This is a genomic window from Herminiimonas sp. GW821-FHT09C12 (assembly GCF_059416385.1).
Genome location: NZ_JBWKPC010000002.1, coordinates 1164261 through 1179528 on the forward strand (window position 1 = coordinate 1164261; position 15268 = coordinate 1179528).

Consider the following 15268-nt stretch of genomic DNA (forward strand, 5'->3'; position numbering starts at 1 on the left):
TGTATTCATTCTGATTTGTCGCCTAGCGATTTAATAATTTTTTCTAATTCGCGGATTTTCTCACGCATCGTCGGCAAATTGCGCACAATCACCGCAGATTTTTCCCATTCAGCATTTTTTGCCAATGGATAGAAACCGGTATATTGCCCCGGCTCACGAATCGAACGCGAGACCATACTACCGGATGAAATATGCACATGATCAGCAATGGTCAAGTGCCCCAATATCATCGCAGCACCACCGAAAGTGCAATATTTGCCAATCACAGCACTTCCCGCCACACCGACGCAACCAGCCATCGCCGTATGCGCACCGATATGACAGTTGTGGCCAATCTGGATTTGATTGTCGAGCTTGACACCATCTTCGATCACGGTATCCGCCAAAGCACCACGATCTATGGAGGTATTCGCACCGATTTCAACATCATCACCAATCTTGACTGCACCGGTTTGTGGAATCTTGATCCACGCACCACCTTCATTGGCAAAACCGAAACCGTCCGCGCCTATCACTGCACCGGGATGAATAATCCCTCGTGCACCGATTTTACAACCGGCCAGAAAGGTAACCCGCGGATAAAAATGCGTGCTGGCACCGACATGCGCACCGCGGCCGATAAAGCATCCCGCATCGATCACACAACCATCTTCAACAACTGCACCAGCCTCAATCGCGACATGTGGTCCTATAGACGCACTTGCTGCAACACGTGCAGTAGGGTCAACGCTGGCACTTGAATGTATTCCTTGCGGTGCGATATACGCATTCTGCGCCGCGAAGAACTGCGCTGCGCGGGCAAAATAAGCGTAAGGATTAGCCGCGACTATGCGCGCGCCTTTATAGTCAGCAGCAACGATCTCATCGTCCGCCGCAGACAAAATTAAAGCGGCCGCGTTTGTTTGCGCGGCCTGCCCTCTGAACTTGGGATTGGAAAGAAACGTGATGTGCGATGCACTTGCATCGTTTAACGGTGCGATGCCGACAACTACTATGTCCGCATCGCCTATCAACCGGCCCCCCAAGCGTTCGACTAATTCTCCCAGCCGAGTGCTCATCGTTGCCTTTTTATTTTATTTGCCCAGCGCTTTGATTACTTTATCGGTGATATCGATACGCGGGCTAACATAGGCCGCTTCCTGCAACACGATATCGTATTTTTCAGCTTCAGCGATTTGCTTGATTACTTTATTCGTACGCTCAATCGCACTTGCGGTTTCTTCGTTACGACGTTGATTCAAGTCTTCCTTGAATTCACGTTGCGTACGTTGGAAATCCTTGTCGACGTCAGCCAGTTCACGCTGACGTTTGACGCGATCCGAATCGGACAGCACTGGAGCATCTTTGTCGAACTTGTCTGCCAGATTTTTCAAGCGATTCGCCAAATCCTGCAATTCTTTCTGGCGCTTGGCAAACTCCTGTTCCAGCTTAACTTGTGCTGCCTTGTAAGGTGCCGCTTCGCGGAAAACGCGCTCGGTGCTGATAAAGCCAATTCTTGTTTCCTGGGCTTGTGCACCAGAAACAAAAAACAATCCTGCGACAAATAATGTCGCGCCTTTAGAGACCACTGACAGTTTAGTTAAAGACTTCAAAATAATTCTCCGTATTTCAAATTTCAATTACCAACTTCCTATTATGCACCAAGCGATTAAAAGCCTGTGCCCAACTGGAATTGGAATGCTTGTGTTCTATCATTTTGATTTGGATTACTGCTATCAGTCTTCGGATTTAACGGCTTACCAAAACTGAGCTTCAACGGCCCAATCGGTGATACCCAACTCAAACCAATACCAGCCGAAGCTTTCAAACCACCACCTCCGCCAAAACCATCAGCATACACATTACCGGCATCAAAGAAAGTAAACCAACGCAGACTGCGATCAAGACCCGATCCTGGGAATGGAAATTGCAATTCTGCATTGAGGATAATCCGTGATGAGCCACCTAATGGGTCGCCGTTATCAGCCTTTGGCCCAAGAGAGGAGCTTTCATACCCACGTACAGAGCCGATACCACCAGCGTAGAAGTTTTTAAAGATAGGATATACTTTCCCGCCTAGCCCTTTACCGTAGTTAATCTCACCATTCAAGGCCAGCGTTGTACTACCACCGAACAAAGGCTGGAAGTACTGATGCTGATAAGTGGCACGATAGTAATTTGAGTCACCCGCCGGAGAAATCTCGAAATTAGCGCGCTGATAACGACCTTTAGTAGGCACCAATGCACTATCGCGATTATCGCGTTGCCATGCGGCAGTCAAAGGCACACCTATCGCGGAAGCGTTGCCTATCGTACCGGGATAGCGGGCACTCGCCGGATTGCTTGGGTCATTAACAACACCATTGATACTATCGACATAGCGTGTGAATGCCAAAGGACTGTCATTGTAATTAGTTACACCTGTATAAGTTTGAATCTCAGTGCGTTCAACACCCGCGCCGAAAAATACTGTATCAAACTCAGTAAACGGCACACCAAACTTGATGTTACCGCCAGTTGTACGAATACGATAATCGCCAGTGTTAATGATAGGCGGTCTGGTGGTACGGATAAATAACTCATAACTACGACTAATGCCGTCATCAGTAAAATAAGGATTCGTACTGGACACCGCAATCGTGCGATTCAATCGACTGGTATTAACGTTCACACCGACTGTGTTACCACTACCAAAGGCGTTAGCCTGATTAACACCACCGCTCAAGGACAATTTCTCGCTGCTGGAGAAACCTGCACCCAGCATGATGTTACCAGTCGGTTTCTCTGTTACGCCAATATTGACATCAACCTGATCTGTTTTACCTGGAACATCTGGTGTTTCAACCGTAACGTCCGAAAAATAATCCAGACGATCAACCCGATCGCGTGACAATTTGATTTTTTCCGCGTCATACCAGGAATTTTCAAACTGACGCATTTCGCGACGAATGACTTCATCGCGTGTCTTTGTGTTGCCGCCAATATTGATATTACGAACATAGACGCGCTTGCCCGGATCGATCAATACAGTAAATGCGACTTCTTTTTTCTCACGATCAATTTGCGGATTCGCATTCACGTTCGCAAAGGCGTAACCAAAATTACCTAAACGATCGGAAATATTCTTGGTACTTGCAGTCAGCTTTGCGCCCGAGAAAACTTCACCTTTTTTCAATTGGACCAGCGATGCCAACTCAGCTTCGCGGCCAAACATCTCACCCTCAAGCTTGACATCAGAAACCGTGTACTTTTCACCCTCTTTGATATTGATCGTGATGAAAATATCTTTTTTGTCAGGCGTAATCGACACTTGCGTCGACTCTATCTGCATCTCGATATAGCCACGATCCTGATAAAAGGATTTCACTTTTTCAATGTCGCCAGCCAGCTTCTGTTTCGAATATTGATCTGCTTTTGAATACCAGGTAAACCAGCCTGGCGTACGTAGACTCAACATGCTGATCAGCTCTTTTTCGCTGAAAGCTTTGTTGCCGATAATATTAATGTTCTTGATGCGTGCCACATCACCTTCATCCACTGCGAAAGTGATCGCTACGCGATTACGCTCAATTGGTGTCACCGTCGTCGTGATTTGCGCACTGTATAAACCGCGCGAAAGGTATTGGCGCTTCAATTCCTGCTCAGCACGATCAACCAGCGCTTTGTCGAAAATACGCGATTCGCCTACGCCGATTTCTTTCAGCGCCTTGGTCAATTGATCTTTATCGAATTCTTTGGTGCCAGTGAATGTCACGCTTGCAATGGCAGGACGCTCTTCCACAAAAACAACCAGCACATCACCTTCAACTTCAATCCGTACATCCTTGAAGAAACCGGTCGCATACAGCGCTTTAATCGCTGCTGCACCTTTTTCGTCTGTGAATGTTTCACCGACACGTACCGGCAGATAGCTGAAAACAGTACCGGCTTCGGTACGTTGGATGCCTTCAACGCGTATATCTTTTACGGTGAAAGGATCCGCAGCATGCGAATAGCCTGAGCACAATGCAAAGGCTGCGATAGCGATAAGACGACGAGGGAGTATCGGCAAGGAGAAACGCTCTGAATATAATTTCATTGGCTATCGTTAATTAATTACTAGTCAGACCTTGGTCTGGAAAAGGCATGCGTCGCTCAGGAAATCAGGCGATTGATGTCATTAAAGACCGCTACCAGCATCAAGGTCATCAAGATCCCTATACCTGCTCGCTGAGCAATTGCACCAAAGCGTTCGGAGACTGGGCGACCTGTTAAAACTTCCACAGAATAATACAGCAAAAGCCCCCCATCCAACACTGGGATAGGTAGCAGATTCATTACACCTAAACTGATACTGACAAAGGCAATAAAGCTCAAATAACTGATCCAGCCAATACGCGCCGTCTGCCCTGCGTAATCAGCAATCGTGATTGGCCCCGTCACATTCTTCCAGGAAACCTCACCGATGATCATTTTGCCGACCATTTTGACCGTCAATACACTGGTATCCCAGGTTTTCTTCGTCGCTTTAACCAAGGCTGCAAACGGTGAATTATGAGCCGTCACCATATCCGGTGCCATCGGCACCTCAACCTTGATGCGACCAAAAACCTGCCCATCCTTAGTCGCCTCTTCCGGCGTAACGTTCACGCTCAGTGGCTGTCCGCGACGCATAAGATCGATTTTCAGATTTTTCCCAGGCGATGCTCGCACCAACTCAACCAGAGACAAACCATCTGGAATCGGCATGCCATTCACGCTGACTATCAAATCTCCTTGCTGCAAGCCAGCCTGCATCGCAGGACCATCCGGAACGATTTGCCCCAAGACTGCTGGAGGACGCGCCAAATCGATACCTAGCTTGCCAAGGAAATCGCCTTCCAGTTCCTCGGTAGAGATACTGTCAACAGGGATCGTGACCGTCTGCAAGAGTTTGCCAGAGGAATCTGCTGTCGCATGCTCAACGTCCAATGTAACTGGCTGCTTGTTGATGACAGATTGCACGATCAACCAGCGCAGGTCATTCCATACCTGAATCGGCTCGCCATTGACGGCAGTCACCATTTCATCGCCACGTAAACCGGCCTGATAAGCAATCGTTTTTTCTGCAGGCGCGCGCAATTTTGGTGCAGGTTCAGGAATGCCATAACTGTACAAACAAGCGAACAAGAAAATAGCCAATAGAAAATTGGCAAGCGGACCAGCGGCCACGATCGCGATACGACGCCACACGGATTGTCGTGTAAATTCGCGCTTCATATCTTCGGGCGATACTTCATCCAGATCGCCGTCACGCGCGTCGAGCATCTTTACATAGCCGCCCAACGGCAAAATCGAAATTGCCCACTCAGTCTGATCGGCACCAAAACGGCGCGAATATATGACTTTTCCCATACCGACCGAGAAGCGCAAGACTTTGACACCACACCAGCGTGCGACCAAATAATGGCCAAGCTCGTGCACGATCACCAATACGCCGAGCACAACGGCAAAAGCAAGAATAGTTTGAAGCAACATCATAGCTGGATAAGAGAGTTAGCTAAGTCACGTGCGCAGCGGTCTTGTTCGAATACCGAATCAATGTCGGTGATTGCCTCTGCAGGCAATGCATCCATCACACGTGCAATCAATTGATCGATTACGCGGAAACCGATACGACCATCAAGAAATGCCTGAACGGCAATTTCATTCGCTGCATTCATGATCGCAGGGGCAGAACCGCCTGCTTGCAAAGCATCATACGCCAGTTTTAGGCAAGGAAATCTTAAGAGATCCGGGCGTTCAAAGGTAAGTTGAGCAATTTGAACCAGATCGATCGGTTTAACACCAGACTGAATACGATCAGGATATGCCAGCGCGTGTGCAATCGGCGTACGCATATCTGGATTGCCGAGTTGCGCCAGCACCGATCCATCGACGTAAGACACCATGGAATGAACGACGCTTTGCGGATGAATCACGACTTCAATATGACTGGCCGGCACATCGAACAACCAATGCGCCTCGATCACTTCCAGCCCTTTATTCATCATCGTTGCCGAATCGACCGAGATCTTGCGCCCCATTACCCATTTCGGATGCGCCACAGCCTCTTGCCACGTCACCTGATCGAGAGTATCAACATCACGTTTGAGGAATGGGCCGCCGGATGCGGTCAACAGGATTTTTTCGACGCCATGCTCGGCTGGTGAACGCTGGCGAGCGCCAGGCATACATTGGAAAATGGCATTGTGCTCACTGTCGATGGGCATCAAAGTCGCGCCGCTAGCAGTCACCGCATCCATCAACAAAGGACCTGACATGACCAAGGCCTCCTTGTTTGCCAGCAGCACGCGTTTACCCGAGCGCGCTGCCGCCAAAGTAGGCGCCAAACCAGCCGCACCAACAATCGCCGCCATCACGCTATCGCACTCAGGCGCACTGGCAACCGCACACAATGCGGCTTCGCCGTATTCAACTTGCGTCTGCAATCCTTTTTGACGCAAGAGTGTTTGCAGCTTTTGCGCACCTTCGGCAGAGCCAACTACCGCAACTTTCGGTTTAAATTGCACGCACTGCTGCGCCAACTCGTCGACCTTGCTTTGTGCGGTCAAGGCATACACCGAATAGCGATCAGGATGACGTGCGATTACATCCAAGGTAGAAACGCCGATGGACCCAGTCGAGCCCAGAATAGTGATCTGCTGCATTTCTGCCTTACATCCAATAAGCGATAAGTGCGGCGAGCGGCAAGGTAGGAATCAATGCATCGAGCCGGTCAAGTACGCCACCGTGCCCCGGCAGCAAGCTGCTGCTATCTTTCATGCTGGCGCGGCGCTTGAGTTGAGACTCGAACAAATCACCAACAATGCTGGCAGCAACCATCAACACCAATACCGCGAGAAAACCAAGCCAACCCCATTTGAGATAAAGCTGCACAGCAAAGGTGTCATTCAGAGTCGGCACCTTTATCGTCGCTGCACAGGCCAGCAATACAACGATACCGCCGCCAATTGCACCTTCCCACGACTTGCCGGGAGAAATCGACGGTGCCAGCTTGCGCTTGCCGAAAGCCTTACCGCTGAAATAAGCCCCGATATCGGCCAACCAAACGATCGCCATGACAGAGAACATGTACAAGGTCGAATGATTGAACAAGACCAGTAGCGCAATGAAAGCACCCAGAATGGCGATACCGTAAATACCGGTCAGCAAGCGATTCGCCATTCCCGTCATCACAGGTAAACCGAGTGCAAGTGAAGGTGTCAGACGCAATGCCCAGATCGCGACGCAAATCGCAGACAAAAACACGCTTTGCTTGAAGCTGCCACTGTAAATCAGCCAGGCAAATGCCGCCGTCCAGATCGCAGCACCAAGGATAGGATTTTTATTACCGAACAGACGCAGGCATTCCCATGCTGAGGCAGCAAAGAAAACGATGGTCAATACGGCGAACGCGACAAAGGAACCGGAATAAATTACTAACAGCAGCACTGCCAGCAAAATCAATGCAGTGATAATCCGCGTTTTTAGCATTTAGCCACCGGCGATTGCTCGGTCAGTTGTGCGCTAGTACGGCCAAAGCGTCTTTCGCGCTGTTGATAGGAGGAGATAGCCGATTCCAATGCAGCAGCATCAAAATCAGGCCAATAGGTATCGGTGAAATACAGCTCGGTATAAGCAAGCTGCCACAACAGGAAATTGGAAATACGCTCTTCCCCGCCGGTACGAATGAACAGATCGGGTTCTGGCGCATACGCCAGTGCAAGATAGGGAGCCAACTGTGCTTCACTGAAATCGCTTGCACCAGGATGTGCAGCCACCATCTGATTGACCGCCTGCATGATGTCCCAACGACCGCCATAGTTGGCGCAGATAGTCACCGTCAAACGTGTATTGGTCGCCGTTTTACGTTCGGCTCCAGCGATCATTTTTTGTAATTTATCGTCGAAACGGCTGAGATCGCCAACGATTTTCAGACGTATGCCATTGGCATGCATCTTGGAGACTTCACGTTCCAGAGCGGTTACGAACAGACGCATCAACAGCGTCACTTCGTCTTCAGGACGACGCCAGTTTTCGGAACTGAATGCGAAGAAGGTAACGTATTCGACGCCCTGCTTCGCGCACGCTTCGACGATGCCACGCACGGCCTCCACGCCTTTGACGTGACCAGCTACGCGCGGCATGAAGCGTTTAGTGGCCCAACGCCCATTGCCATCCATGATGATGGCAATATGGCGCGGCACCAGCGACACTTCCGGCACGATCTGAGTTGAACTCTGCGACGTCATGGATGGGCGACCGGAAATAGAGAGATAGGCAAAAGAATGAAAAGCCGACTCAAACCGTCAGCACTTCTTTTTCTTTTTCCACAACCAGCTTGTCCACTTCAAGCACGGCTTTGTCAGTCAATTTTTGAATTTCATCTTGCGCACGACGCTCGTCGTCTTCCGAGCAAGCTTTTTCCTTGAGCAGTTTTTTCAAACTTTCATTCGCATCGCGACGAATATTGCGAATCGCGATCTTTGCATCTTCTGCTTCGCTCTTGACCAATTTGACCATTTCCTTGCGGCGTTCTTCAGTCAATGGCGGCGTTGGCACGCGTATCATCTCGCCTTGAGTTGATGGATTCAAACCAAGGTCAGCATCGCGAATGGCTTTCTCAACCACTGCGACCATTTTCTTCTCAAAAGGCTGTACGCCAATTGTGCGTGCATCAACCAGAGTCACGTTAGCAACCTGAGTCAAATTGGTCGGGTTACCGTAATACTCAACCATCACGTGATCAAGAATACCGGTATGCGCGCGGCCAGTACGTACTTTTGCCAGATCAGCTTTCAAAGTCTCGATAGACTTCTGCATCTTTTGATCGGCAATCTTTTTTGCATCTGCAACAGTCATTACTGTTCTCCTCTTTTACAACGAGTTAAACCTGAATAGAATTTCAGCGGAATTTATACGTGTACCAAAGTGCCTTCGTCTTCGCCCATGATGACGCGCTTGAGTGCACCCGGCTTGACGATGGAAAACACCTTGATCGGCAGTTTTTGGTCACGGCACAATGCGAATGCAGTTGCATCCATCACTTGCAAGTGTTTGGAAATCGCTTCATCAAAGGTGATGGTCGAATAACGCGTAGCGTCCGGATCCTTGTTTGGATCGGCACTATATACGCCATCAACCTTGGTCGCCTTCAAAACAATCTGAGCACCGATTTCCGAACCACGCAGAGCAGCGGCCGTATCAGTGGTAAAGAATGGATTGCCAGTACCTGCGGCGAAGACCACAATCTTGCCCTCTTCCAGGTACTGCAATGCTTTAGGACGGACATACGGCTCAACGACCTGTTCAATGGCAATCGCCGACATGACACGAGCGGTGATACCGGCTTGACGCATTGCATCTGCCAGCGCCAGTGAATTCATGACCGTTGCCAGCATCCCCATGTAATCGGCAGTTGCGCGATCCATGCCTTGCGCTCCGGGCGCTACGCCACGGAAGATATTGCCGCCACCGATGACGATAGCCAGTTCCACACCCAATTTTGCTACTTCTGACACATCCGCCACCATACGTTCGATAGTGGCACGGTTGATACCGTAAGGATCGTCTCCCATTAACGCTTCACCCGAGAGTTTGAGAAGAACGCGCTTGTAAGCTGGGGTTGTCATGGGCTGGATTCCTTGTTTTTGTCTGGTTTTTACTGGGATACAGTTCTTACCTGATTTTCATTCGATCTCGCCATATTGATGAAGGCGTACGAATGAAATCTTAATCTGTCAGCACATCAAAGGATACTTGATGATGCTAAAAAAACGGGCCTTTCGGCCCGATTTTTTCGCTTACGCCTGTTTTGCTGCTGCTACTTGTGCTGCCACTTCGGCAGCAAAGTCATCCTGCTTCTTCTCAATGCCTTCACCAACAACAAACATCGTGAACGATTTCACTGTCGATTTAGTATCTTTCAACATTTGTTCAACGGTTTGCTTGTCGTTCTTGACGAACGATTGATTCAGCAAGGAAACTTCTTTCAGGTATTTCTGTACCGAACCTTCAACCATCTTGGTAACGATCTCAGCTGGCTTGCCCGATTCAGCAGCTTTCAACTCAGCAACCGAACGCTCTTTAGCGATCAGATCTGCTGGCACGTTGTCCGAAGACAGTGCAACTGGTTTCATCGCAGCGATGTGCATCGCAACGTCTTTACCAACTTGTTCGTCAGCGCCATCAAAATCAACCATGACGCCGATACGGGTACCGTGCAGGTAGGAAGCCAGTTTGCCAGTTGTTTCGAAACGAGCGAAACGACGGATCGACATGTTTTCACCGATACGGCCGATCAGGGCAGCACGGGTTTCTTCAACAGTCTTGCCTTCCAGTGGCAATGCGCTCAATGCAGCAACGTCAGCAGGATTTTTCTCTGCGATCAATTTTGCCAGAGCATTCGCGAATGCGAGGAAGTCGTCATTTTTTGTTACAAAGTCGGTTTCGCAGTTAACTTCGAGCAAAGAACCAACATTGCCAGCTACGTAAGCAGCAACGACGCCTTCAGCGGTTACACGGGAAGCTGCTTTCGAAGCTTTGCTACCCAGTTTAACGCGCAGAATTTCTTCTGCCTTGACTGGATCGCCATCGGCTTCCGTCAATGCTTTTTTGCATTCCATCATCGGCGCATCGGTCAGCGCACGCAGTTCACCAACCATCGCAGCAGTAATAACGGCCATTACAATCTCCTAACAAACGGACGTCCGTCAGACGTCCTCAATCTTATTACGTTCAAAATGCGCTCGAAAAAAAGGGGCGAACCGCTGTTGCCCCTTTTATTCTGACGCTCAATCCATCAGAGGCAGGGTTTAAGCCTGCTCGTTGACCTCAACAAAGTCGTCGCCGCCTTTGATTGATTCAACCAGATCGTTGGTCGCGCTAGCACGGCCTTCGAGGATCGCATCTGCAACGCCACGGGCGTACAACATGATCGCTTTGGAGGAATCGTCATTACCTGGAATAACGTAGGTAACGCCTTCTGGCGAGTGGTTGGTATCGACTACACCGATAACTGGGATGCCCAATTTCGCTGCTTCAGTGATCGCACCTTTGTGGTAACCAACGTCAACCACGAAAATTGCGTCAGGAATGCCGCCCATATCCTTGATACCGCCGATTGCTTTTTCCAGCTTGATTTTTTCACGATCAAACATCAGCGCTTCTTTTTTGCTGAGTTTTTGTACGGAACCGTCTTCGATCGAAGCTTCCATTTCTTTCAAACGCTTGATCGATGTTTTGATCGTTTTGAAGTTGGTGAGCATGCCGCCCAACCAGCGTTGATCAACGTAAGGCATGCCAGCGCGCGCTGCTTCAGCGGCAATGGTTTCACGCGCTTGACGCTTGGTGCCGACGAACAGGACGGTGCCACGATTGGAAGACAATTGTTTGATGTACTTCATCGCCTCCTGGTACATGCCCAGGGTTTTTTCCAGATTGACGATATGAATTCTGTTGCGATGGCCGAAAATGTAAGGGGCCATCTTTGGGTTCCAGAAGCGTGTTTGGTGACCAAAGTGGACGCCAGCTTCCAGCATTTCGCGCATTGTTACGGACATGATATCTCCAGGGTTAAGGTCTGGAATCTGCTCAGTTACCGGGATCATTTGGCTGATTTCAGCTCTGATCGAGGCACCCTTTTCGAACGGATTCGCGATTTACAAAAAAATTTGCTTAAAAGTTAATTCAGGCAAGCCCGAGATTCTACCTCAGAATTGCCACTAGTTTCAAGTGCCACACCACATTGCCCGGCGAATAAATGGGCGCTCGTCTATAATTCCTCATCAATCAATTTTTTCATGCTGTCATTTCAGCAATTTTCGGCTTCCTATGAGCAATATTTCAATTAAAACTGCAGAAGACATACAAGGCATGCGCGTCGCAGGTCGACTCGGCTCTGAAGTTCTCGATTACATCACCCCATTCGTCAAAGCAGGTGTAACGACTGGTGAGTTGGATCGCCTGTGCCATGAATACATGGTAAATGTGCAAGGAACCATCCCGGCACCGCTGAATTACTGCCCTCCTGGCTATACACCTTATCCAAAAGCAATTTGCACATCTGTCAACGATGTGATCTGCCACGGCATCCCAGGCGACAAGGTTTTGAAGAATGGTGATTCAGTCAATCTGGACATTACCGTCATTAAAGATGGTTACCATGGCGACAACAGCCGCATGTTCCTGATCGGCGAACCTTCCATTCTGACGAAGCGCTTGAGTGAAATCACCTACGAATGCATGTGGCTGGGCATCTCGAAAATCAAACCAGGCGCGCATCTGGGCGATATCGGCTACGTGATCCAGCAACACGCAGAAAAAGCCGGCTATAGCGTCGTACGCGAATTCTGTGGCCACGGCATCGGCAAGGTATTCCACGAAGAACCACAGGTATTGCACTACGGTCGCCCCGGCACATTGGAAAAACTCGAGGCCGGCATGATTTTCACGGTAGAACCTATGATCAACGCCGGTCGCCGCGAAATTCGTGAAATGGGTGATGGCTGGACCATCAAAACAAAGGATCGCAGCCTGTCCGCACAATGGGAACACACTGTATTGGTGACTGAAACAGGTTACGAAATCCTGACCCAATCGGCCGGCACGCCACCGCCACCTTCCTTTATCGTGCCACAAACCACTACCCAAGCAATCAACGCCTAATCATCCATGCCGTCTCTTGCCATCGCATTAAAAGAAGAACTCAAAGCCGAACGACAAATCGTCATTGACCGCTTTTTGAAGGATGGCAAGGCAGAACATCTGCTGACGCAACTAAGGATCAACGTCGATGCCGCCATGATCAAGGCGTGGACGGCATTTGATCTGCCCGAAACCGCAGCCTTGGTTGCTGTTGGCGGTTATGGACGTGGTGAGTTGTTCCCACATTCCGATGTCGATGTCCTGATCCTGCTGCAAGAAGCGCCGAATGCCGCGCTTCAGGCCAAACTGGAAGAGCTGGTTCAGCTATTCTGGGATATGGGCCTCGAAATTGGCCATAGCATACGCACCATAGACGAATGCCTGTTTGAAGCAGAAGCCGACATTACTGTGCAAACGAGTCTGCTCGAAGCACGTCTGGTCATCGGCAACAACAAACAATTCCAGCTACTGAAAGTACGCTGCAATGCAGCGATGGATCCGCAAGCATTTTTCCAGGCCAAAACACTGGAATTACGGCAGCGTCACGCCAAGTACGAAGACACACCTTACAGCCTGGAACCGAACTGCAAGGAAAGTCCCGGCGGCTTGCGCGATCTGCAAGTCATTCTGTGGGTATCGAAAGCTGCCGGCCTCGGCAATTCCTGGCGCGAACTGGCCGTACACGGATTGATTACGCCGACTGAAGCACGCCAACTGACGCAAAAAGAACGCTCGCTCAAAGACGTACGTATCCGCTTGCATATAGTCACCAATCGCCATGAAGATCGCCTGGTATTCGATGTGCAGACAGCAATTGCAGAATCTATCGGGTTCAAGACAACGGAAACGCGACGCGCCAGTGAATATTTGATGCAGCGTTATTACCTTGCTGCCAAAGCGGTCACGCAACTCAATATGATTTTGCTGCAGAACATCGAAGCGCAACTGTTCCCGCAGATGACTTCGCCGGTCGCGATCAACGAGCACTTCAATGAAGTAAATGGCTTCATCGACATAGCCAATGACGACACCTTCGATGTCACGCCGTCTACGATGCTGGAAGTATTCCTGCTGCTATCGCTGCATCCAGAATTAAAAGGCATGACTGCACGCACCTTCCGTTCGCTCTGGAATGCACGCTTCAAGATAGACAATCAATTCCGCCAGGATCCGGTCAATCGCGCGCTGTTCATGAAAATTCTGCAGGCCCCGCAAGGCATCACACACGCATTGCGCCGTATGAACCAGACCAGCGTCTTGGGCCGTTATCTACCCAACTTCCGCAAGATCGTCGGCCAGATGCAGCACGACCTCTTCCACGTTTATACCGTCGATCAACACATCATGATGGTAGTGCGTAATGTGCGCCGCTTTATGCTGAGTGAACACGCACACGAATATCCATTTTGCAGTCAACTCGCAGCCAACTTCAGCAAGCCGTGGCTACTGTATATCGCCGCCCTTTTCCACGACATAGCCAAAGGTCGCGGTGGCGATCATTCGCAGTTGGGTATGGAAGACGCCCAAGTATTCTGTATTGATCACGGTCTGTCTGAAGAAGAAACCGAACTGGTGGTATTCCTCGTCGAAAACCATTTAATGATGTCGCAAATCGCGCAGAAACAAGATTTATCCGATCCTGCCGTCATCAGTAGTTTTGCCAAACTCGTCAAAGACGAACGGCATCTGACTGCACTGTATTTGTTGACCGTCGCCGACATCCGCGGTACCAGCCCGAAAGTCTGGAATGCATGGAAAGGCAAGTTACTGGAAGACTTGTACAACATGACTTTGCGTGTCTTCGGTGGCGATGCGCCATCAACTGATCGCGAGCTGAAGAACCGGCAGGAAGAAGCATTAAAAACCTTGCGCCTGTATGGCTTGTCTGCGCACGCGCATGAAGCATTGTGGAAGCAGCTCGACGTCGTCTATTTCCTGCGTCACGACGCAGGAGATATCGCATGGCAAACGCGCGCGCTGTACGAAAAAATTGATAGCCCGGTGCCTGTCGTTAAATGTCGCCTGGCACCGATAGGTGAAGGCTTGCAGGTAACGGTTTATGTGAAAGATCAAACTGATTTGTTCGCGCGTATCTGCAGCTATTTTGATCGCAAGAATTTCAGCATTCTCGATGCAAAAATTCATACGACCAAACATGGTTATGGCCTGGATACTTTCCTGGTTACCGAGCCTGCATTCGCCGATAATTATCGCGATCTGATCAGCTTGATCGAGCACGAGCTGACCGAAGTATTGACCGAGAAAGTCAACTTGCCATCACCGTCCAAAGGACGCTTATCGCGTCTGTGCCGCAACTTCCCTGCGACACCGACTGTCGATTTACGTCCCGACGAACGCGGACAATATTATCTGCTGACGATTTCCGCCAACGATAGAAACGGCTTGTTGTATTCAGTTGCCAATATTCTCGCGAAATACAAAGTCAATCTGCACACAGCCAAGGTCATGACCTTGGGCGAACGTGTAGAAGACGTTTTTCTGGTCGATGGCTCTGCACTCAATAATCCTCGCAATCAAATTCAACTGGAAACCGATTTGCTTGATGCTTTACGCGTCTGACGACGTTACACTCCGTCGCATCGATTTCCATTTTTTCAAACTACGATTTAAAGAATTACACTGC

General features: G+C 49.7%; 13 protein-coding genes. 2 read left to right on the forward strand and 11 right to left on the reverse strand.

Annotated features, from left to right (window positions below):
• Nucleotides 1-5 precede the first annotated feature (5 nt).
• The 11 genes from lpxD to rpsB form a co-directional block, all read right to left on the reverse strand.
• Entirely contained in the window at nt 6-1058 is a 1053-nt protein-coding gene (gene lpxD / locus AC07N2_RS15310) for a UDP-3-O-(3-hydroxymyristoyl)glucosamine N-acyltransferase (protein WP_494779026.1), read from the reverse strand.
• Between the two features lie 15 nt (nt 1059-1073).
• Nucleotides 1074-1592, reverse strand: coding sequence for an OmpH/Skp family outer membrane protein (locus AC07N2_RS15315; RefSeq protein WP_494779027.1), 519 nt, complete (start codon nt 1590-1592; stop codon nt 1074-1076).
• Between the two features lie 56 nt (nt 1593-1648).
• Nucleotides 1649-4057: an outer membrane protein assembly factor BamA gene (bamA, locus tag AC07N2_RS15320; RefSeq protein ID WP_494779028.1), complete on the reverse strand. Its 2409-nt coding sequence runs from the start codon at nt 4055-4057 to the stop codon at nt 1649-1651.
• 56 nt (nt 4058-4113) lie between these two features.
• Entirely contained in the window at nt 4114-5478 is a 1365-nt protein-coding gene (gene rseP, locus AC07N2_RS15325) for an RIP metalloprotease RseP (protein ID WP_494779029.1), read from the reverse strand.
• Entirely contained in the window at nt 5475-6647 is a 1173-nt protein-coding gene (ispC, locus tag AC07N2_RS15330; protein WP_494779030.1) for a 1-deoxy-D-xylulose-5-phosphate reductoisomerase, read from the reverse strand. Before ispC ends, rseP begins: the two co-directional genes overlap by 4 nt.
• 7 nt (nt 6648-6654) lie before the next feature.
• On the reverse strand, nt 6655-7473 hold the full coding sequence (locus AC07N2_RS15335; protein WP_494779031.1) for a phosphatidate cytidylyltransferase: 819 nt from the start codon (nt 7471-7473) through the stop codon (nt 6655-6657).
• Complete coding sequence (uppS, locus tag AC07N2_RS15340; RefSeq protein ID WP_494779032.1) at nt 7467-8231, reverse strand: polyprenyl diphosphate synthase; 765 nt, start codon at nt 8229-8231, stop codon at nt 7467-7469. The genes AC07N2_RS15335 and uppS overlap by 7 nt, the downstream gene beginning before the upstream one ends.
• Before the next feature lie 49 nt (nt 8232-8280).
• Nucleotides 8281-8841 carry a ribosome recycling factor gene (frr, locus tag AC07N2_RS15345; RefSeq protein ID WP_076591063.1) on the reverse strand — a complete coding sequence of 187 codons (561 nt, stop codon included), beginning with the start codon at nt 8839-8841 and terminating at the stop codon, nt 8281-8283.
• 53 nt (nt 8842-8894) lie between these two features.
• Nucleotides 8895-9611 carry a UMP kinase gene (gene pyrH / locus AC07N2_RS15350; protein WP_076591062.1) on the reverse strand — a complete coding sequence of 239 codons (717 nt, stop codon included), beginning with the start codon at nt 9609-9611 and terminating at the stop codon, nt 8895-8897.
• A 171-nt stretch (nt 9612-9782) separates the two neighbouring features.
• Nucleotides 9783-10664 carry a translation elongation factor Ts gene (gene tsf, locus AC07N2_RS15355; RefSeq protein ID WP_494779033.1) on the reverse strand — a complete coding sequence of 294 codons (882 nt, stop codon included), beginning with the start codon at nt 10662-10664 and terminating at the stop codon, nt 9783-9785.
• A 129-nt stretch (nt 10665-10793) separates the two neighbouring features.
• Entirely contained in the window at nt 10794-11540 is a 747-nt protein-coding gene (gene rpsB / locus AC07N2_RS15360) for a 30S ribosomal protein S2 (RefSeq protein ID WP_076591060.1), read from the reverse strand.
• 271 nt (nt 11541-11811) lie between these two features.
• Between rpsB and map the strand changes: the two genes are divergently transcribed.
• Nucleotides 11812-12645 carry a type I methionyl aminopeptidase gene (gene map, locus AC07N2_RS15365; RefSeq protein ID WP_494779034.1) on the forward strand — a complete coding sequence of 278 codons (834 nt, stop codon included), beginning with the start codon at nt 11812-11814 and terminating at the stop codon, nt 12643-12645.
• 6 nt (nt 12646-12651) lie between these two features.
• On the forward strand, nt 12652-15204 hold the full coding sequence (locus tag AC07N2_RS15370) for a [protein-PII] uridylyltransferase (protein ID WP_494779035.1): 2553 nt from the start codon (nt 12652-12654) through the stop codon (nt 15202-15204).
• Nucleotides 15205-15268: the final 64 nt, after the last annotated feature.

What these genes read in the sequence shown, in the direction of transcription:
- lpxD (WP_494779026.1), bottom strand. Translation starts at nt 1,058, where the DNA reads ATGAGCACTCGGCTGGGAGAATTAGTCGAACGCTTGGGGGGCCGGTTG.
- bamA (WP_494779028.1), bottom strand. Translation starts at nt 4,057, where the DNA reads ATGAAATTATATTCAGAGCGTTTCTCCTTGCCGATACTCCCTCGTCGT.
- rseP (WP_494779029.1), bottom strand. Translation starts at nt 5,478, where the DNA reads ATGATGTTGCTTCAAACTATTCTTGCTTTTGCCGTTGTGCTCGGCGTA.
- ispC (WP_494779030.1), bottom strand. Translation starts at nt 6,647, where the DNA reads ATGCAGCAGATCACTATTCTGGGCTCGACTGGGTCCATCGGCGTTTCT.
- AC07N2_RS15335 (WP_494779031.1), bottom strand. Translation starts at nt 7,473, where the DNA reads ATGCTAAAAACGCGGATTATCACTGCATTGATTTTGCTGGCAGTGCTG.
- uppS (WP_494779032.1), bottom strand. Translation starts at nt 8,231, where the DNA reads ATGACGTCGCAGAGTTCAACTCAGATCGTGCCGGAAGTGTCGCTGGTG.
- frr (WP_076591063.1), bottom strand. Translation starts at nt 8,841, where the DNA reads ATGACTGTTGCAGATGCAAAAAAGATTGCCGATCAAAAGATGCAGAAG.
- pyrH (WP_076591062.1), bottom strand. Translation starts at nt 9,611, where the DNA reads ATGACAACCCCAGCTTACAAGCGCGTTCTTCTCAAACTCTCGGGTGAA.
- tsf (WP_494779033.1), bottom strand. Translation starts at nt 10,664, where the DNA reads ATGGCCGTTATTACTGCTGCGATGGTTGGTGAACTGCGTGCGCTGACC.
- rpsB (WP_076591060.1), bottom strand. Translation starts at nt 11,540, where the DNA reads ATGTCCGTAACAATGCGCGAAATGCTGGAAGCTGGCGTCCACTTTGGT.
- map (WP_494779034.1), top strand. Translation starts at nt 11,812, where the DNA reads ATGAGCAATATTTCAATTAAAACTGCAGAAGACATACAAGGCATGCGC.
- AC07N2_RS15370 (WP_494779035.1), top strand. Translation starts at nt 12,652, where the DNA reads ATGCCGTCTCTTGCCATCGCATTAAAAGAAGAACTCAAAGCCGAACGA.